This window comes from Paenibacillus albicereus, from assembly GCF_012676905.1.
In the GTDB taxonomy this organism is placed as follows: Bacteria; Bacillota; Bacilli; order Paenibacillales; family Paenibacillaceae; genus Paenibacillus_O; species Paenibacillus_O albicereus.
In genome coordinates, this window is record NZ_CP051428.1 from 3712436 (window position 1) to 3729826 (window position 17391).

Annotated in this window: 20 protein-coding genes and 2 pseudogenes; 4 read left to right on the forward strand and 18 right to left on the reverse strand. The window is 56.9% G+C overall.

The features are described 5' to 3' along the window. Positions 1–51 precede the first annotated feature (51 nt). On the forward strand, positions 52–375 hold the full coding sequence (locus HGI30_RS16620) for a hypothetical protein (protein ID WP_168908586.1): 324 nt from the start codon (positions 52–54) through the stop codon (positions 373–375). Between the two features lie 199 nt (positions 376–574). On the opposite strand, the gene HGI30_RS16625 is transcribed toward HGI30_RS16620, so the two are convergent. From HGI30_RS16625 to HGI30_RS16635, 3 genes are read right to left on the reverse strand one after another with little or no spacing between them, the layout of a single operon-like run. Next, positions 575–997, reverse strand: coding sequence for a protein-export chaperone SecB (locus tag HGI30_RS16625; protein ID WP_168908587.1), 423 nt, complete (start codon positions 995–997; stop codon positions 575–577). Positions 998–999: 2 nt separating this feature from the next. Then, positions 1000–1362 carry a hypothetical protein gene (locus HGI30_RS16630; RefSeq protein ID WP_168908588.1) on the reverse strand — a complete coding sequence of 121 codons (363 nt, stop codon included), beginning with the start codon at positions 1360–1362 and terminating at the stop codon, positions 1000–1002. A 21-nt stretch (positions 1363–1383) separates the two neighbouring features. Beyond that, positions 1384–1980, reverse strand: a complete 597-nt coding sequence (locus tag HGI30_RS16635) for a hypothetical protein (protein WP_168908589.1) — start codon at positions 1978–1980, stop codon at positions 1384–1386. 283 nt (positions 1981–2263) lie between these two features. On the opposite strand from HGI30_RS16635, the pseudogene HGI30_RS16640 reads away from it, so the two are divergent. Then, positions 2264–3132 (forward strand): annotated as a pseudogene (locus tag HGI30_RS16640) (IS30 family transposase); the annotation flags it as partial. 611 nt (positions 3133–3743) lie between these two features. On the opposite strand, the pseudogene HGI30_RS16645 reads toward HGI30_RS16640, so the two are convergent. The 3 genes and pseudogenes from HGI30_RS16645 to HGI30_RS16655 all read right to left on the reverse strand — a co-directional run. Continuing rightward, positions 3744–3956: pseudogene (locus tag HGI30_RS16645) on the reverse strand (manganese catalase family protein); the annotation flags it as partial. 8 nt (positions 3957–3964) lie between these two features. Then, a complete protein-coding gene (locus tag HGI30_RS16650; RefSeq protein ID WP_168908590.1) occupies positions 3965–4177 on the reverse strand; it encodes a hypothetical protein in 213 nt (70 codons plus the stop codon). A gap of 447 nt (positions 4178–4624) precedes the next feature. After that, positions 4625–4837: a hypothetical protein gene (locus HGI30_RS16655; protein WP_168908591.1), complete on the reverse strand. Its 213-nt coding sequence runs from the start codon at positions 4835–4837 to the stop codon at positions 4625–4627. A gap of 163 nt (positions 4838–5000) precedes the next feature. On the opposite strand from HGI30_RS16655, the gene HGI30_RS16660 reads away from it, so the two are divergent. Both HGI30_RS16660 and HGI30_RS16665 read left to right on the forward strand, forming a co-directional pair. Next, entirely contained in the window at positions 5001–5606 is a 606-nt protein-coding gene (locus HGI30_RS16660; RefSeq protein ID WP_168908592.1) for a hypothetical protein, read from the forward strand. 40 nt (positions 5607–5646) lie between these two features. Beyond that, a complete protein-coding gene (locus HGI30_RS16665; protein ID WP_168908593.1) occupies positions 5647–5835 on the forward strand; it encodes a hypothetical protein in 189 nt (62 codons plus the stop codon). A gap of 46 nt (positions 5836–5881) precedes the next feature. Here the strand turns inward: HGI30_RS16665 and HGI30_RS16670 are convergent, their stop codons facing one another. From HGI30_RS16670 to HGI30_RS16720, 12 genes are all read right to left on the reverse strand, one after another. After that, complete coding sequence (locus HGI30_RS16670; protein ID WP_168908594.1) at positions 5882–6550, reverse strand: N-acetylmuramoyl-L-alanine amidase; 669 nt, start codon at positions 6548–6550, stop codon at positions 5882–5884. Next, positions 6547–6828 (reverse strand): phage holin family protein, encoded by a 282-nt coding sequence (locus HGI30_RS16675; RefSeq protein WP_168908595.1) that lies wholly within the window; start codon positions 6826–6828, stop codon positions 6547–6549. Before HGI30_RS16675 ends, HGI30_RS16670 begins: the two co-directional genes overlap by 4 nt. Positions 6829–6830: 2 nt before the next feature. Then, positions 6831–7112, reverse strand: a complete 282-nt coding sequence (locus tag HGI30_RS16680; protein WP_168908596.1) for a hypothetical protein — start codon at positions 7110–7112, stop codon at positions 6831–6833. A 79-nt stretch (positions 7113–7191) separates the two neighbouring features. After that, positions 7192–7329 (reverse strand): CD1375 family protein, encoded by a 138-nt coding sequence (locus HGI30_RS16685; protein ID WP_168905840.1) that lies wholly within the window; start codon positions 7327–7329, stop codon positions 7192–7194. 55 nt (positions 7330–7384) lie between these two features. Then, positions 7385–7492 (reverse strand): CD1375 family protein, encoded by a 108-nt coding sequence (locus HGI30_RS23055; RefSeq protein ID WP_206109935.1) that lies wholly within the window; start codon positions 7490–7492, stop codon positions 7385–7387. Between the two features lies 1 nt (position 7493). Then, a complete protein-coding gene (locus HGI30_RS16690; RefSeq protein ID WP_168908597.1) occupies positions 7494–8081 on the reverse strand; it encodes a hypothetical protein in 588 nt (195 codons plus the stop codon). Between the two features lie 9 nt (positions 8082–8090). Further along, complete coding sequence (locus tag HGI30_RS16695; RefSeq protein ID WP_168908598.1) at positions 8091–11117, reverse strand: hypothetical protein; 3027 nt, start codon at positions 11115–11117, stop codon at positions 8091–8093. Further along, positions 11080–11286 carry a hypothetical protein gene (locus HGI30_RS16700; RefSeq protein ID WP_168908599.1) on the reverse strand — a complete coding sequence of 69 codons (207 nt, stop codon included), beginning with the start codon at positions 11284–11286 and terminating at the stop codon, positions 11080–11082. Before HGI30_RS16700 ends, HGI30_RS16695 begins: the two co-directional genes overlap by 38 nt. Positions 11287–11346: 60 nt before the next feature. After that, on the reverse strand, positions 11347–11877 hold the full coding sequence (locus tag HGI30_RS16705) for a hypothetical protein (RefSeq protein WP_168908600.1): 531 nt from the start codon (positions 11875–11877) through the stop codon (positions 11347–11349). Between the two features lie 65 nt (positions 11878–11942). Next, entirely contained in the window at positions 11943–13982 is a 2040-nt protein-coding gene (locus HGI30_RS16710) for a hypothetical protein (protein ID WP_168908601.1), read from the reverse strand. 4 nt (positions 13983–13986) lie between these two features. After that, a complete protein-coding gene (locus HGI30_RS16715; RefSeq protein ID WP_168908602.1) occupies positions 13987–14346 on the reverse strand; it encodes a DUF6711 family protein in 360 nt (119 codons plus the stop codon). A 17-nt stretch (positions 14347–14363) separates the two neighbouring features. Next, positions 14364–17357, reverse strand: coding sequence for a phage tail protein (locus tag HGI30_RS16720; RefSeq protein WP_168908603.1), 2994 nt, complete (start codon positions 17355–17357; stop codon positions 14364–14366). Positions 17358–17391: the final 34 nt, after the last annotated feature.

Sequence of the window (17391 nt, forward strand, 5' to 3'; positions counted from 1 at the left end):
GCCTCAAGCTGCATAAGATGCAGGATCCTATTCTAAACGGAGGCGCATCCCATGGCGTTTGTTCCTGCACCGCCCGTCTATCCTCCCTATCCGTACCCTTATCCTTATCCGTATCCGTATCCTCCCTACCCGGAAGTGCTGCCGCTTCCGGTCCCGCTTCCGATCGGCGGCTTCGGTCCCGGCTTCGGACCGGGATTCGGTCCTGGCTTCGGCCCCGGATTCCATGGTCCAGGCGGACCGGGATTCGGACCCGGAGGTCCCGGATTCGGGCCTGGCTTCGGACCCGGATTCCACGGAGGAGGAGGCTTCCATGGCGGGGGCGGCTTCCACGGCGGCGGCCATCGGCCGTCCATCTTCGACCGCATCATCCGTTGATTGCGCGCAAAGACGCCTGGAGATGGCCTCCAGGCGTCTTTGCCTAACCTATACTCATAACGAGTGGTGTTGTTTTATTTTGATTTTTCAAGACTCTCATAGATAGCGAAGAGAAAGAATCGTTGGCTAACGGGGGAAATATCAACTACTGTTAAAAAAGACGCTCAAGCGAGCGTTTAAAAAATATGTAAAATCAAAATTATTGTTTTAACTCTTCTTCAAGCTTTTTTGCTTTTTTTTGATCTTCAATTAAAGCATATATATTAATTGTTGGGAGTATAATTGGCTGTGTGTTGGCTTTAAGTGATATATCGGAAATTGCACTACGCAAATAAGGGAATAAAATAGCCAATGTGTTATTCTCACACAATTCTTGAATTTCTTCTTCGTCAGCATCATTTCCGCGGGTAATCTTAAATTCACCAACCAAAATAACATTTAATAAAAGGCCGGTTTCATCACCCACTGAACATTTAACTATTACTTTCACTAGATTATTTTCTAAAAACTCTATATCATGCGCTATTTTTAAACTTTTCTCATCTACCTCTACCGATTCGGGAGTGTATTTAAAATTTATTCTAGAAATATAATAATTAGTTAACTGAATTTGGGCTAACAACTTTAAGCCACCTCTCTAAAATCCTCAAGTTCAAATGTAAGCTTAGATGCAAGAATATCTCCTTTTATTGTAAATGTTTTTGCATTAATTGTTGCACCGAGCTTTTGAGAATCAATTTTCTTAATGCTGGAAATAAAGTCTTTATCCTCAGATGTAAATAACTCTTCTTCAAAATAATCACCAAGGAATGGTTCATCAAAAATCATAGTTTGACTTAATGAACTTTCAGAAAATAAGTCTTCGACAGTCGGTTTTCTTTCGATACCAGTGATTGAATCTTTTAAGTATAATCCGGGCGTTGTACTGTTCATCTCAATCTTAATACCAAGTTCTTCAGCAGCTTTTAAAACATCATGTAAATTCATAAAAATCACCTCTTTCACTAATTACCCAGTGACTCTTACTTCTACTGCTTTACTTTTTCTGAACGGGAGGACATTGATGATCCTGACACTTTTCATATCTATTGCCTTTTCGCTTCTAATACATACCTGAACTCCATGACTTCGGAGTCTCATCGCCGCTAATGCAGGTACTTTATCAAAGCGCGAAGCTCCAGGGAATGTTCTTTTAATAACATAAATATGTGTCGGAAGCAATTTCATGACTAAATGTCGAAGCCTATTTTCGTCTAAATTTAAGGGTTTGGCACCGCTTTGTTCCAACAACTCTCCTAAACTATTTAAATGTTGATTTAATTTTTCCAATCCTGAACGACTATCAAGATTAAGAAAATTTTCATCTTGAACGACAATCTCCATTTCTAATACATGGAGTTCAATTGTATCTTGGTCATATTTGTATCTTGTTCTTGCCCAGGTAAGAGCTTGTTCTTCATCTTCTCTAAAGAAATAAACCCCTGGACCCAACCAGTGGTCCTCTCTAGTCTCTGGAAAAATTTTAAATCCCACACTTCTTATATTTTCCGATGAGCGATCATTTGTTCCGTGGTGCAATAACAATACGGAGGATCTCTTCTGCATGGCCTTCCACCTTATCTTATCGCTAGCTTCAGGGGACTACGACTGTAGGTTAGTTTTTCCAAGTGAACAACACTTTCGCTTTCGATACATTACCATAAATATCCTTAAAAGTCGAAGAGAATTCTTTCGAAAAGAATCAATTTTAATTTTTTCGACATAATTCGACTTATTTTTACAAGACGGATTGTAATATGAGGTGCGACACCTAGAAAACAAAAAGGCCCATGCTGGTTTCATGTAAAATGGAAGTCACCACAACACCATTTACAGGAGAGAACCCAGCATGAGCTATCCCCATATTAGCATAAGCGAACGCGGACAACTAGAAGCTCTGGATCGACTACAGTGGTCGCACGAAAAATCGGTCGGCAGATGGGGCGGCATCATTCCTCGATTGCCCGTGAACTGAACCGCGGCCGAGTATCCGGTACGTATCGGGCTGAGTCCGCGCATCAAACCTACGGAGAGCGCAGGGCATTCAGCGTGCCGGTCGTTTGGTACACCTCTGAACTGGCTCAGGAGCTGAACGAGCGTTTAGATGAGACTTGGTCGCCGGAGCAGATCGCGGCGAAGCGCCGCGCCGAGGGAAAGCCGTTCGTGTGCTTCAAGACGATTTACCGCTGGCTCTATGACGGACGGCTCGCAGCAGGAGAGGTTCGAGTGCTGCGCCACAAGGGCAAACGCCGCAAGCCCGTGGAGACGCGCGGCCACTGGAAGCTCGATACCGTCGTGTCGAGTCGGGGCAAGAGCAAGGCCTGCGCGGCGACGTTCATCGAACGCAAGACACGCTTGTACGTTGCGATGACCATACCCGATCGCACGGCCGCCTCGATGGAGGCCGCGTTTCATGCCGTAGCGAGCCGCTATCCCTCCGGCACGTTCCAGACAGCCACAACGGACAGCGGCAAGGAATTCGCCTGCTACGAGCGCCTGAAATCCCGGCACGGCGTATGCGTCTATTTCGTTGACCCCTACTCGTGCTGGCAGCGAGGCTCGAACGAGAACGCCAATGGTCTGCTGAGGGAGTTCTTTCCCAAGGGACATGACTTTTCTACGGTCATGGGGGCGCAGCTAACCGAAGCCCTCCGCAGAAAATCCCTGGGCTGGAAGTCCGCTCACGAAGACTTCATGGACGGGGTGTCGCACTTAGCTAGACAATCCGTCAATATCATTCACCCTTCAACGGACATTCTAAGGAAACTAATACGTCCCCAACCTCAATGCGGCCGGTCCCCAGGGAGCTTATTGTCGGCCAGACGGACGAGTTTAGACATGATTTCAGCAACCTCTGGAAGAACAGGAACGAGGACGGCGTTTGCTCTCACCTACACCGTATTTAACATAGCTACTATTGATCGCAAGCATTGAGCACAATGGCATACCTTCATAAGGCCGTTCATGAGCACCGACTCTCTTGACGGCGCAGACAATGTCCTTCACGCTAGGCCCAATCAAGGACATACCACTCATTCCAGCACACAACGACAGGCCGATGAGTCCGAACGATGTCGTGCTGCTTAATTTCATTTTGCTTCACACAGCTTGGGAGGCGTGATTATTTTTCTCAAATGATCGTTTCTATGATGCACGACAAACGCCCGCTCGTCCGCCTCACTATTAATATCGTCCGACTTCTCTAATCTTAGCAAAGACACGAGGGCCCGGTTGCTTTGCCAAAACTTAAAAATCAAATTCTGACGGCGGCCGGCGATAGAAAACGGGGCTGTTCCACACCATTTAAAAGCGCGGAACAGCCCATTGCTTCAGTACACCTTCTTCTGTCCCATGTCGGCCTTGATGATCTCGACCGCTTCCCGGAACCGCATCGCATGGACGATCTCGCGCTCGCGCAGGAACTTGAGGCTGTCCTGCAGATCCACGTCGTCCGTGTAGTCGATGAGCCATTGGTAGGTGGCGCGGGCCTTCTCCTCGGCGGCGATGTCCTCGTACAGGTTGGCGAGCGGATCGCCCTTGGATATTGAGACTAAACAAAGCTAACCAAACTGAACGGCATACCGTAGAGCATCAGCAGCCGCGCTGCGGTCTCGATAGATAGCTCCGATGGGGCGGCCTCAAATCTCTGTAAATCGGAAAACTCAATATCGAGTATGGTAGATACTTGCTCAAGCGTATAGCCTGAAAGTATCCTTGCTGTGCTGAGAGACATCTTTGCGCGTAGCTGCTGGTCTTGTTGCATGGATACACCTCGCCATTAATTATGATATTATTGGATTCGATAATCCAAAATCCAAGAAAGAAGTGAAGCCATTGCGCGTCTCCCGAGGGAGATGCCGACTCGGTGATCTTATTGCATCTAGGGGCTGGACGCAGACTGAATATGCAATAAGAGTCAATCGCCATAGGAGGGTTATATCTCATTTTTGCAACAGCGAGCTGGTCATGAAGCCCGAAGACATCTACGCAGCTATGCTGGTTTTTAATTGCAAAATTGATGATTTGTACGACCTCAAAGTCACCCCCTGAAGCGTCGAGTCAGCTGCGGATATTCTCCGCACTCCCTCGGGTAGACGTTGGAGTAAATTACTCCAATCCGTCTGAATCAAATATCGACACGACTAGATGCGGATTTAGTCGAATCGTGTCGAACCATATATGTAATTTATTCCAATTGCAATATTCCGGGTCAGGCGCGAGGCCTGACCCTTTTTGCGTCCGCCGACTCCCACGCAAGGATCCGCTCCAGTAGCAGCGTGCGCGGCGCTCTCGCCGCCCGGTCAAAGCCGTGCAGCCGCCCGTCGGCGACGGACTGGATCGTCAGGTCGCGCTTACTGATGTCGCCGGCAGCGTCCTGGTAGATGACCGTCACGCCGCGGCCGATGTATCTGTCGATGCTCACGTTCATCGCCTCCTCTTCCAGATAATAACACGAACACACGTTCCGGTAAACTGTGATTTTCCTATCCTTATTTAAGTTACCTAAATAAGCCTTGATTATTTAAGTAACTTAAATTAGACTGAGGATAGATTATTTAAGTTACCTAAATAAGGGGGTCACATAAATGGAGAAAACGAAGGTTGTGCGCCGGCGCGCGCCAGGAGGTGGGCGGAAACCCCAAGGCGTCACGCGCAAGGTATCGCTCACCCTGACGGAGGCCGAGTGGGCCACTCTCGAGGCATCCGCCGGGACGGTCGCGGCCTACATCAAGCAGCAGCTGGCAGCCGTTCCCGCAGCGCCGGTACCAGAGCCGGCCCATTCGCGCTCCCATAGTGTCCTCCCCGCCGACAACCCGGCAGCCGAGCGTGCGCCGCGCGTGCCAGTCGCGCTGGATCGCCGCCGCGTCTCCGAGGCGATCCAGATGGCTGCCAGCGCGGCCAAACGAGCTGGCGCGCCCGTGCCGGACGAGGACGTCGCTGCCGCCGAACAGCAGTTGCTCGAGCTGCTCTACCCCAAGTCCGCCGAGCATGCGCAGCTGGCCGTGCTTCACCAGTACGTCTGCCCGGCGACAGGCAAGCGCTTCGGCAGCGCCGACAAGCTGCTGCGCGCGCTGGCTCCCCAGGCGCTGCAGTGGCCGGCCAATGAGCGGGCGCGCAAGCGGGTCAACCAGTTGGCCGGCCAGCTGTCGCAGGCGCGCAAAGAGACCATGACGATTGGCCAGATCCGGTAGGAGATTGCGAACGCCGGTCGAATATATCTCGTCGGGAGGGATGCAGATCATGGTGGGTGGATTTCGCGATTTGGCGACACTAAAGGTATCGCTTGATGCAAAACATGCCGGCATCAGCGCGAGGTTAAAAGAGCTCGCGCACAAAGACGATGCAGAGTCCAACCGCGAGCGCACGCGGTTGCTGGCTCAAGCCGATCTAATCATCGACATCGTCAGCCAGATTAGGTAACCTAAACCAAAAAAGCCCGCCGACCAATGAGGTCGACGGGCTTTGGTCATACATATAGCTTTTTTGTACTGTTGTCCCATTGAACCTTGACGCCCAGCGCCTGCAGCACGTCCGCGACGGGCGCGACGAGCTTGCCATCCTCAATCCGTCCGGAGGCGAGCAGCTTGCCATCGCTCAAGCGGACGACCTTGGCAACGACGTCCGTCGCCGCGGCCGCCTTTGGGGTCAGACGCTCCTGCACCGCAGCCTTAAAAGCTGTCCAGCCGGTCCACTTGCCCTCGTCGTACATCAGGCGAGGGCAAATTTTACGTGACCAGTCGTAATGCCGACGCAGCCGATCGACGCCCCAGCCGCGCTCGCACAGCATGTCCGCGACCAGCTCGGCCGCATTGGTGAGCGTCTTGGCGTAGTCCCCGCTCTCGCAGACCTCCACCGCAATGCTCGTCCGGTTGCCACTGCGCGCCCCGGCGCCGTCACCGGCATGCCAGGCGTGCTCCGTGAGTGGGATGCACTCGACGGCCTCGCGCTCGTCGACGACGATGTGATAGGACGCCTGGCGGTCGTTGGCCGGGTTGGTCAGCCAGGCACGCTCATTGGCCGCCGAGCTGCCTGGGTTGCCGGTGTTGTGGATCGTGATCGTTTCCGGCGCGAGCAGCACGCCAGGACGCCGCTTGCACGGCGTCGACGTCGGAATATGGTCTTTGCGGTAATTCATCGGCCATCCTCCTTGCTTGCGACGGCTTCGCGCGTCTGCCGCAACAACTGATTGCCGTAGACGGCCACAGCGCCGCACAGGACGCCCTGGATGACGCTCTCGACCGACCAGCCAAGCAGCAGACAGGTCATGAGCACGGCGACCGCCGTGACGGCGTAGACGATGCTCCAGTTGGGCACGCGAGGTGTCTGCCTCAGCACGTACCCAGCGATCCAACATACCGCCAATACGCCGGCCAGCTCGGGCCGGATGAGTCCGTTGATGATTGTCCAATCCATGGTTATCGATCTCCTTTGTTATAAAGTTCGTCGAGCCGTTTATGTGCTTGCTTCGCCGACTCCTCGACGCGCGTCACGCGCTCGGTCAGCAGGTCAAACCTCTGACCGGCCGCTCTCTGCTCTAGGCGCACCTCGTCGACTCCGCGCTTGATGTACTCCATGTCCGCGCGCAGGACAGCATCCTTGGTCGCATCGGCGACCGTGTCCTGTCGAGCGCTGCGGCTCCGGCCCGACCATCCAAGGACGATACCGCTGATCGCGGCCGCCGCCGACAATGCGGCCATCCAAACCGTCGTATTTATGATTTTCGCCCCCTCATCTAATAGAAAAGAGCGCCTAGGCGGCGCTCTCTGCTCCAATGATTTAGCCTTCCAGCGGTTGACCGTTCTCGTCCAGCTCGAGCGCGGCGAGAATCTCGCGCACCTTGGCCTGCTGCGATGCCGGAACCTGCGCGAACGTGTAATAGCCCTTGATGATCAGCGTTGCGTATACGGTTGCCATGTCAGCCATCCCCCTCCCTGCTTGATATACAAAAACAAGCCAGTCCCAGAGCCGCCTAAGCATCGGCATCCAGGATGGCTTGTACCTCGTCCCGCTTGCTTACGTGGACGTCGTCGATCGTCTTGAGTCCTTTGCGGATTAGATTCGCGTAGACTTGCGCCATATCAGCTTCCACCCCCTTCCAGCGCCGCGACGCGCGCGGCCAGCTCGGCGATGAGCTCGGCCTGCTGCATAATGACGCCGTACGCCTCCGCCAGACCGAGCATCGTCTCGACGGTCTGCTGCTCCTGCGCTGCTGCGGATGCCGCTTGCTCCTCGTACACCTCGGCGACGGCCAGCATCGTGCTGGTGCTCTCGACCTCGAGCTGCTCGATACGCTGGGCCGGCGACGGCTCCGGCGGCCCCGGCTGCAGCGCATCGATCTCCTCCTGCGTCAGCCCCTCGACCCAGTAGGCAGGGGCGTCCGGCAGCTCCGGAAGCTCGCCGCGCTCGTCCACCGGCAGCACCTCCCAAGCGGACACGGCGGCCGCGTACTGGCTCAGCGCCTCCTGGTGTTCGTCGTAGGCCTCGCGGTCAAAGCGGGGCCGGTACAGCCCAGCAGGGACCGGCACGGCCACGCGGTAGCCGATCAGCTCCAGATCGCCGCCCTCGGCCACCGTCTCGTAGATCGGCGAATAACCCGTCTCGCTGTCGTCCACGAGGGCGACATCCGCGAGCAGTCCGTCAAGATCTGTGATTATGGCTTCTTTCATTTGGGCCTCCTATAATTCGGCTTGGAATGCGATGCCGTCCAGGGTCATGAAACCTGCCTGCGCGTTTATCGCGGCTTGCACAGTCCCGTTTGCCTGCACATTTATCGTTGCCGCTAAGGGGTTCGCACCGGCGGCGCTGGACGCTGACGTAGATGCAAAGACCAGGTTCTTGGCTGGACGATATCCCGGAGGCAAGCGGAACATCGCTATATTGGACGGGTTTGCGGCGAAACCCTTAATGTGAACGAACCCCAAAGCATCCTTCATATAAGAAATCGCGTTGAACCCATCGGAGAAATTTTGAGTCCCGTTGAGCAGAGTCGGCGTAATCCATTGAGGCTGCTTGGCCTGTGCCGATCCATTCTCCAGCACCGAGACGCGCCGCGCCAGCTGCACGGCTGCCTTGGAGGCATCATCAGCGACCGTTCGCAGGTTGGCTGCGTACTCTGCGACGATCTGCGTTGGCGGCAGACCGATCTGGTGGACATCGAGCGCGAGGTAGGTGACCTCGTAGACAGCGGACGGATCATAATTGGACGGATCGGTGACTGCGTACTGGAGTCCGTAAGCCGCGTTTCCAGAGTCCCCTGCCGCTCGGGTGGCAATAGTCCAACCCGACGGTCTGCTATTTTTGTAAGTCTGAATAACTCGTTGGTTGCGGTAGGCTTGGTTATTCGCAAAGATATACGCCGCGCCGCTCACGATAGCGGGACGTGCTGATTCCCGCACGATAGCCCCTGCCCCGACCTCAAGGCTATTCGCGCCCGTCGTCAGCAGGATCGCGCCCTCAGACCGCGTCGGCTCATCGACTGCCTCGGCAAGCTGGTACTGAAGGCGGTAGGTAGTAAATGACGGAGCCAATGTCATCGGCAAGGAGACTGTGCCGTCCACCCAAGTCCGCCCCACCCCCCCCGATCGCCGAGCCCAAGCTTTTTGGCCAGAGCCGTTGTATAGGTTGTTTGCAGGGTTATCAGGTGTTGAATTTGACGCTGCCCCTCCGTTAAACATGACCCAGCCGTTAAAATACGCCTTGATCTCGTCCGCTGTCGGCGTGTAACTGTCGCCCCAGCCGGAGTCGTTGTTACTCACAGATATACTAACCGTGTTATATGTCGTCCCGTTGTAAACCCCCGAGATGACCTGCTGATCGGCGGCGCTAAAACCAGCCCCGGATAAGACACGGCCCAGGATTTTACCGTCGTATTTGACGACAAAGGCTGTGTCATTTATAGGTGCTGGAATAGATACTCCGAACGTTTTATATCCCGATGGACTGCCTGCAAATCCCCACGCCATTTCTCCGGTCAGATCCATCGTTCTGAATCTGCGCTTGACCCGAGCCCTGCCGTCCGCATCCGTATACAGCTCGTCGTAGATGCTTCCATCCATGTTCGCCGCGAGCTGGCAATCCGGGTAAAAGACATATTGGTCTTTGTCCGGATCTCCGACGACGGGGATGTTGCGGATGTAGACCCCGTTGACGTTTTTGACATCGTCGACGTAGGGGTATTTCGCCGCAACCTGGTCGGCCAGTTGCCCGGCGATAGCGTCATACTCTGCTTGCGTGATCTCGTACAGCCGCACGCCGTCCACATAGCCGTATTGTCCGTTTGCGCCGTCGACCGTGATGCTCGGCACGCCGCTCGAGGCTGCTTTGAAGCGGATGAACGACGGGGCAAACTCGTCCTTTTTGGTGACCAGCGTGCCTTGATTACCTGAAATGACGGCTTGCATGGAGCTGTTGGTCCCGCATTTTAACATGGCGATGAAGACATAGCATTTGTTGTCCGCCGGCAGGAACCGGTTGGTCGCCGCGCTCGCCGCCGCGGAGGCGAGCGTCACTCGCAACGCTTTGGCGCCAGATGCAACATTGCCCGTCTCGGACGACATGGTGCCGTAGGTCGCCGACCAAGTTGTCGGAACCCCGGCCTCAAACCCTCCATCGCGCCCCAGCAAATTGACCAGCGTCCGCCCCTTGATGCTCTTGACTCTCAGCGGCGCCGGCCGCGTCGGGCTGACTACCTGCTGCCCCGGCACAAGCGCCAGCGACTCAAGCGCAGCGTCGGCCAGGTCGGCGGTCAGCGGCGCTACGGCGGCGTCTACCGTGTCTTTGCGGGCGATGTCGTCGGCTGCGGCCGGCGCAGCGATCTTGGCCCGGCCATTGGCGTCCCGCTGCATGATCGTGCTTGGTGTGGCCGCGCTGGCGGTTCCGTCCAGCTTGCTCTTGTCGACCGGGCTCATGAGGCCGCTGCTGCTGCCGGTCACATTAGGGATAACGTCTGTGCCGCCCGTGATGTGCGAACTGGCGTGCGCGCCCGGCGTGGCCGTGCCGGTAGCCGTGACGAGCACCTTCTTGTTCGCAGCATCCGTCGTAATCGTAATGCCGGTGCCGCCTTCGATGGTGAGCGTATCGGATTTCGCGTTGGCCGGGACATCGTTTACTTTGGCAAAAGCGTTTTGATTAACCTCTGCCCCCGTTTGGATCCCGGTCAGCTTGCTTCGCTCGGCTGCAGAGATGTGCGGCACGGTGTCATTGACGTGCGCGTCGAGCTCTGCTTGTGTCGCCACGTCAGCAGCGACCTTGGCCGCCGTAACCGCCCCGTCCGCCAACTGCGTAGTGCCGACGGCTGCATCCCCCAGCTTTGCTTGCGTCACGGCCTTGGCCGCAATCTGAGTGGTACCAACAGCGGAATCAGCGAGTTGCCCGGAGCCGATAGCTTTATCCGCCACCTGAGCTGCACCGACCGCTTTGCCGGCGATCTTTGCCGTGGTGACGGACCCGTCCGCCAGTTGCCCTGTTCCGACCGCGGCGTCGGCGAGTTGGCCGGAGCCAACAGCCTTGTCTCCGAGCTTGGCTTGCGTCACGGCCTTGCCGGCCAGCTTGGCCGTCGTGACGGAGCCGTCGGGATGATCGAGCGTCGCGGCAGCCTTGTGGCTGTCGATGTCCGACTGGACGGTCGTAAAGCCGTCATTGATTTGCGTATAGGACTCGCTGATCTTAGCGTTTCCGTCGAGATTCGCGTACCGATTCGGCATTTTCGCCATCTCCTTTCAGTTGCTCATTTATCGCGTCACGGACGCCTTCCAGCACAGCCTGCTCGTGGCCCCTGTTGTAGGGTAACAGCGCGGCGATGACGGCGCAGATCTCCGGCACGGCATGCAGCGGATCAAGCTCGACGCGGACGATCGGTTTGATTTGTGCCACAGATAGCAGCTCCTTTCAAAATAAAAAGCCCCGCCGGGGTGGCGGGACTTCGTGAATATACTATTGATCCAAGAGTTTCAATGCTTCTTCAAGCCTTTGAATTTCTGCTTGGAATTTAACTAAACTATCTTTTGTTTTTTCGATTTCTGCTTTTACGGATTCAAGTGTCGCTTTTGATCTTTCATTACCCACAGCTGCCCCAGCCTCCAGAGAAGGAAGGCCTCCTTCTAGATTGGCAAGGCTTGCTTCAAATAAACTCTCCAGATTTTTTTGAATGGTTAGCTTCTTTTCTAAATCGGCTTTCGATTCTTTGTTAGAATCATCTGGAGATGAATTAACAATTGTGGCTTCCGCCATTTTAATTGATCTCCCCTCGACAGTAAGAACGGCTCCACTGGCTTCGGCAACAGCCCGCACAGGTGCATAAGCCGCCCCATCAATAACGGCTGCATCAGCCAGCTTTTTACCGTCTTTCATAATCGCGTACACACCCTGTACTTTCTTGCCGACTAGACCCGTCGAAGCAGCAAAGGCTGAACCTCCGGCCGTCAACAATACTCCGACCAAAACACCGCATACGAACTTTTTCATGCTATGCACTCCTTTGGAAAAGTCTGTTATCGTATACGGTGATTATCGGATAAAAGTCGCGATTGTTAAGCTGATCCAGTGCTGCCGGAATAACTGAAGTTCTGATTCGCAGCATTACCGTGATTATGGCTAGGAACAGTGTAGCTGTGAACGTGGCCCTTATCTGATTTATTGTTCAGCGCATCCCATAGCGCCTGCAGTTGCTGAGACAAACCAACCACTTTATCTGGTGTTAGTCCATATACACTCACCCCTCCGAAATCGACCGATCCACCGAACTGAATACCTCTAAACGATTGAATCAGCATAGGGGCGTTAGCAAGGATTTGGAAAAGTGCATCCTGACCATTAATTGCACCGCTCACACCGCCAGATTCTCCATACCAGTTTATTGCGCTCATCCCGTACGAAGTATCAAGCGTAATACCAATCCGTTTCGTCCCTCCGCCATCAAATGTGCGCCATCCGCCCGCATCCAGCTCGACTCTGGCCCCTGTTGCGCTTGTCCTGACTAGCGCGCCGGTTATGGTACCACCTTGAATCGTCGAAGCAGTTATTTGACCGCTAAACGAGCCACTGGCCGCCTGCAACGCACCGGAGAACGTTCCGCCTGCAGCTGACAGGTTCCCGCGGAACGTACCTCCAGCAGCGGACAAGTCGCCTGAGAATGTGCCGGTCGCCGCCTGGAGCGATCCGCGAAAGGTACCCGTCGCCGCCGATAGGCTGCCGCTGAATACGCCGTCGGCCGCCTCCAACGTGCCACTGAACCGGTACTTGTTGTTGGCGACATCGAACCACAGCGCCTTGTCCGATCCGCGATAGAACGTCAGCTCATCAGCGTTTAGCACCGCCCGTGCCTTGCCATCAGAGCGGTCGATCGTCAGCCCGGTCTCGCGGGATAGCGATGCGCCGTAATAGAGCTTGCCTTGCTTGACCACGGACTTGTTCAGCGCGTTGATCGCCGTCGTCAGCGCGCCGTCGACCTTGAACTCGCTCTGCTGCTCCGACACGCTCGGCGCCTCGATGCTCAGTTTGAGTCCGCCCTTGAAGCTCATGACCTGCCTCAGGATGATTGAGCGATAGCGCATCACGCCATCCCAAGGCGTCTCGGTCGCTGCCCACGGCGTCTGCGTGTCCAGCCAGGTCTTGCCCTCGTAGCGCTCGAACTGTAGCTCATCGCCTTGGTCAAAGTGCGGGAAGCCGCGGCTCTCCATCGAGATCGGCGTGTACGAGAAGCCGGCCAGGTCCACCCGGATCTGATCGGCCATCGCCTGCGTGCCGAACGGGATTGTCACGTAAAGCGTGTGGTTTTCGTCGCCGCTGCCAGACTCGTAAGCATTGCCCTCCTCCGTGTCATAGGTCAGTACGACGCGGGTGTAGCTCTTGACCGGGTTGGTTTGCCGTACGCGCACGTAATCCGCCGACGTCATCTGGATGACCGGGGCCGTGCCGCCGCGGAACCGCTTGAACCGCAGCACACCGTCCTTGCCCGCGAACAGACACGCCGTATTGGCGGCCGCAATAAACCCGAGCACCTGCCGGCAGCTGTAGCCGGTCGGCGCCGCCGTAATCGTGCCGGCTCGGATCTGCACGCTGCTGTCGTATGTGTAACCGAGCCGTGTACAGATCTCGTCCCATACGGCCTTGTGCGTCGCCGGATAAGATAGACCGGAGACATACGGCACGTCGGCATAGACCAGCTTGTCGTAGCAGGTGTAAACCCAAACATCGTTCACTCGCTCGCGGCTGTCAACATAAAACTCGCCGAGCGGCAGCCACTCCGTTCCGCCTCCGGCCCAGGTGATCGCCGCTTGGTTCCACGGATAAGCAGCCTGATTCCAAGCAAGGCCACCTGTATCCATCGCCAAGTACGGGACCATCATCGCGTTAGACGGGATCTCATCCTGCGTCCGCAGCTTGATCTTCAGCTCGGACAAATTCGTCGTCCCGATCGCCAGTCCGTCCGTCAGGCTCAGCGCATTATCGATCGTGAAATCCACGATCGATGTATCGTCATAGGTGACGGCGCCGACCTGGAGCTTCACTTTAAACTCCCGGTCGTGTCGCTTGAGATAATCCGCATAAACTGCACTTATCGGATACATAGCATCACTTCTCCGTCAGCGTGACTTTCAGGCCGTTCCAATAAATCACGCCGTTCTTTTCCATCGCCATCGGCGCCGGCCGGTTCCCAACATACATCGTTTTGGTCGTGTACACGCCGGCCATCGGATCCGGATAGCGAAATTGGAAGAAGACGCCGCTCATTTGCTTGAGCAGCGCCGAAATCTGCGCCATGGTCAACGCATTCCAGGACATCTGGATCTGTCGCTTGACTGCAACCCGATCCCGGTTGAGCGTACCGTCGGCCGTCCGCGTCGTGCTCTCCGCGTCGTCCAAGTCCAGCAGCTCCACCGTCATTTCCGATGGCAGGGCCGCGATCGGCTGATCGTTGATTTTCAGGTCCATGTCATGTCGGCCCTCCTTTAGATCCGCAGCGGCGAGACGCCCGTCTGCCGCTGGATGGTGTTGATGCCCCGCGCCGCGGCGCGGCCAAGCTCCGTCTCACCGATCTGCAGCACGATGTCCTTTCCGCCGCCTTTGACCGCCTGCAGGAGCGATGTGAGCAGGCTGACGACCTCGCGGTTGTTGCCGGCGCCAGCGCCGGCGATGATGCCCTCGAGCTTGGAGAGCGGGGAGATGACCTCCGGATCCGCAGCCGCACCGCGGTTGTCGCCGACCATGGCCAGCGTCGGCCCGTAGGCGAGGCCGCCTTCGGCGAGCTTCGGGATCCGGGGGATGTTAAAGCCAAAGGACGAGTAGCCCGTCACCTTCTGGACCCAGTCCGGGAGGTCAATCTTGAGTCGGTTGATACCTCCGATGACCGCGTTGATGCCATCGATAATCATGTTGAGCGGCACCTTGATGATGGCCCACAAGCCTCCGAAGATCCCGTCGAAGACCTTTACCACGCCTTGCCAAGCCTTTTTCCAGTCGCCGGTGAAGACGCCGGTGATGAAGGTCAGCAGGCCGGTCAAGATCTTGCTCACGCCGTTGATGACGCCCTTCAACCCCTCGAACGTGTTGGTAAAGGTGATTTTCAGCGCGCCGCCCACAAACGTGGCAAGCGGCTCCAGGACGTTTTTCCACAACCATGTAAAGGACTTGATTATGTTCTCGACGGTCACCTTGAATCCCTCGGCCAGATACTTGCCCAGCGGCTTCAGCGCGTTTTCGTAAATCGCTTTGAACACCGCCTCGATCGCCTCGAGTGCCGGGATAAAGTTGTCCAAAAACAGGTTCGCCAATGGGATAATGACGTTCTTGTAGAACGATGCTGCGATCGTGGAGATCGTGTCCCATGCAATCTTGAGCGCACCGCCTATGATGGACGCCAGCGGAACCAGCACCTTGTCGTAGAGCCACTTGAGCGCGTCCGCGCAGGGTTGCAGCACGCGTTCGCTGAAGCTGCCCACGCTCCCCGCCAGCGTGTCCCAGCCTTTCGCGAAGCGATCTTTGAGCGCGGCAATGATTGGCTCGACCTTGGACTGCCATCCCGCAGCCAGGTCGTTTAGGAACGGCTTCAACACGCTGGACCAGAACTCGGAGACGACCGCCTTGAGTCCTTCCCACGCCGCGAGGAACTTGTCCGCGAGCCAGCTGCCAAACGGCTTGAGCGTCTGCTGATAGAACTCCCGGAACTCACCGGCGAGCGGGACCAGCAGCTCGTTGTAAAAGGCGCTCATGCCAGCCTGCAGCGACTTCCAGGCGCTCAGCAGCTTGCCGCCCAGCCATTGGCCGACCGGCTGCAGCACCTCCGTGTACAGCGTGCTGAGCGCGTCACCCGCCTGCTTCCAAGCCGCGACGAACGCCTGCCCATACCAGGCGGCAAACGGCTTGAGCACATCGTTCCAGAGCCACTTCGCTGTAACGCCGATCTGCCGCAAGATACCGTCCACCGCTCCCTTGAATGAGTCATTCGTTCGGTAGAAGTAGACGAAGGCGGCCGTCAGCCCCGCGACCGCCGCAGCAATCAGCGCGACCGGTCCGCCCAGCGCGGCAAAGACGAGCCGGAGCGAGGTGAGCACCTTCCAGACCCGCTGTACCGCCGCGACGATGGCCGCCCAGCGGCTGGCCAGGAAAAATGCCGCGAAGCCTGCAGCCAGCCCGGCGAGCGCCGCGATGATGCTGTCCTTGTGCTGTCGGATGAAGTCCGACATGGCCTTGATTGCGTCCTTCACCTTGGCGGCCATCTCCTGCGCCTTGGCGACGACTCCATCCATGCCATCCGTGATGCCCGAAAAGCTGGCCGCGTCCCACATGCCGCCTGCCGCGGCGCCTACTCCCGCAGGATCGGCCACTCCCGCAGCATCGGCTCCGCCGGACGCGGGCTTTTCGCCGACAAGGTTAAGCTTGTCAAAGCCGGCTACGGCGCCCTTGGCCTTTTTCCCAGCCTTGGCCGCGGCGTCGCCGGCCTTTTTGGCTTGTTCCCCGGCGTCCTTGTAGCCGCCGCCGATGTCTGCGGCGGCCGTCGCTTGGTCCTGCGCCGCCTTAACCTGCTGCGCCGCGCCGGAGCCACCGAACAGCGCCGTCGTGAAGGCCGCTAGCCACATCATCGCGGTCGCGAGCGCCTTAGCCATCGCCGTCAACGCCGGCAGCACGGCGTTGTAGATGGGCAAAAACGCCTGGCCGAGGTAGAGCCGGGCGTTCTTGAGCTGCGCAATAAAAGCAGCCTGCCGGGTCGCCGTGTTGGCCGCCAACTCGTTGCCGTACTTTCGCGCGGCCTGCTCAAGTATGGCAAAGTAGAGGATAGTCTGTTGCGTCTGAAAGCTCAGCTGCGCCCAGCTCTGGTCGCCGGCGAATTGCCGGAAGGCGTTCGTCGACTCCAGCATGGCCACGTTGACGTTGATGCCCAGATCCTCCACCGCGTCCGTCTCGCCAAGCATCCCGGATCGGATCCGCTCCATGACATCCGAGATGCTCCGACCTGTTGCGGAGGCAACGATGGCGGATGCCTGCAGCAGGTCAATGGTCCGCTTGGTCGTCTCCGCCTGGTCCGCGCTAAACCCGCTGATGAGGTTGGCGTAGGTCGCGCCGTACTGCGTCGCTTCTGAGATCCCCATGCCGAACGCGGCCGCCTGACCGGTCACCCACTGCCTGAAGATGGTTGTGCTCTCGCCCATCATGCGGTTGACCTGCTGGACGGCAGCCTCGAATTTCATCGCGTCTTTGGCCGCGCTCAAGAAGCCGGCGCCGGCACCAATCGCGGCGAGCGCCGTGCCGATCGATGCCAGATGGCTCTTGATGGACGCCGTGACCTTACCGGTCGTCTTGTCCGTCTCCGTCAGGACGCGCCGGACGTCCTTCAGCTCCCGCTTGAGGCCCGCTGTCTCGGCCGTGATCAGCACCTTGAGCTCGTCCACCGTGATCGACACGCTGCTCACCTCGCTTTCGATGACGCGCGCCGTAATCGGCGACACGCTCTTTCATGACCCGCCAGTCCTGCCGTTTCGG

Bases quoted from the DNA above. Each gene is read 5' to 3' on its own strand.
- HGI30_RS16620 (WP_168908586.1), top strand. From the start codon at position 52: ATGGCGTTTGTTCCTGCACCGCCCGTCTATCCTCCCTATCCGTACCCT.
- HGI30_RS16630 (WP_168908588.1), bottom strand. From the start codon at position 1,362: ATGAATTTACATGATGTTTTAAAAGCTGCTGAAGAACTTGGTATTAAG.
- HGI30_RS16635 (WP_168908589.1), bottom strand. From the start codon at position 1,980: ATGCAGAAGAGATCCTCCGTATTGTTATTGCACCACGGAACAAATGAT.
- HGI30_RS16650 (WP_168908590.1), bottom strand. From the start codon at position 4,177: ATGCAACAAGACCAGCAGCTACGCGCAAAGATGTCTCTCAGCACAGCA.
- HGI30_RS16660 (WP_168908592.1), top strand. From the start codon at position 5,001: ATGGAGAAAACGAAGGTTGTGCGCCGGCGCGCGCCAGGAGGTGGGCGG.
- HGI30_RS16665 (WP_168908593.1), top strand. From the start codon at position 5,647: ATGCAGATCATGGTGGGTGGATTTCGCGATTTGGCGACACTAAAGGTA.
- HGI30_RS16670 (WP_168908594.1), bottom strand. From the start codon at position 6,550: ATGAATTACCGCAAAGACCATATTCCGACGTCGACGCCGTGCAAGCGG.
- HGI30_RS16675 (WP_168908595.1), bottom strand. From the start codon at position 6,828: ATGGATTGGACAATCATCAACGGACTCATCCGGCCCGAGCTGGCCGGC.
- HGI30_RS16680 (WP_168908596.1), bottom strand. From the start codon at position 7,112: ATGGCCGCATTGTCGGCGGCGGCCGCGATCAGCGGTATCGTCCTTGGA.
- HGI30_RS16685 (WP_168905840.1), bottom strand. From the start codon at position 7,329: ATGGCAACCGTATACGCAACGCTGATCATCAAGGGCTATTACACGTTC.
- HGI30_RS23055 (WP_206109935.1), bottom strand. From the start codon at position 7,492: ATGGCGCAAGTCTACGCGAATCTAATCCGCAAAGGACTCAAGACGATC.
- HGI30_RS16690 (WP_168908597.1), bottom strand. From the start codon at position 8,081: ATGAAAGAAGCCATAATCACAGATCTTGACGGACTGCTCGCGGATGTC.
- HGI30_RS16695 (WP_168908598.1), bottom strand. From the start codon at position 11,117: ATGCCGAATCGGTACGCGAATCTCGACGGAAACGCTAAGATCAGCGAG.
- HGI30_RS16705 (WP_168908600.1), bottom strand. From the start codon at position 11,877: ATGAAAAAGTTCGTATGCGGTGTTTTGGTCGGAGTATTGTTGACGGCC.
- HGI30_RS16710 (WP_168908601.1), bottom strand. From the start codon at position 13,982: ATGTATCCGATAAGTGCAGTTTATGCGGATTATCTCAAGCGACACGAC.
- HGI30_RS16715 (WP_168908602.1), bottom strand. From the start codon at position 14,346: ATGGACCTGAAAATCAACGATCAGCCGATCGCGGCCCTGCCATCGGAA.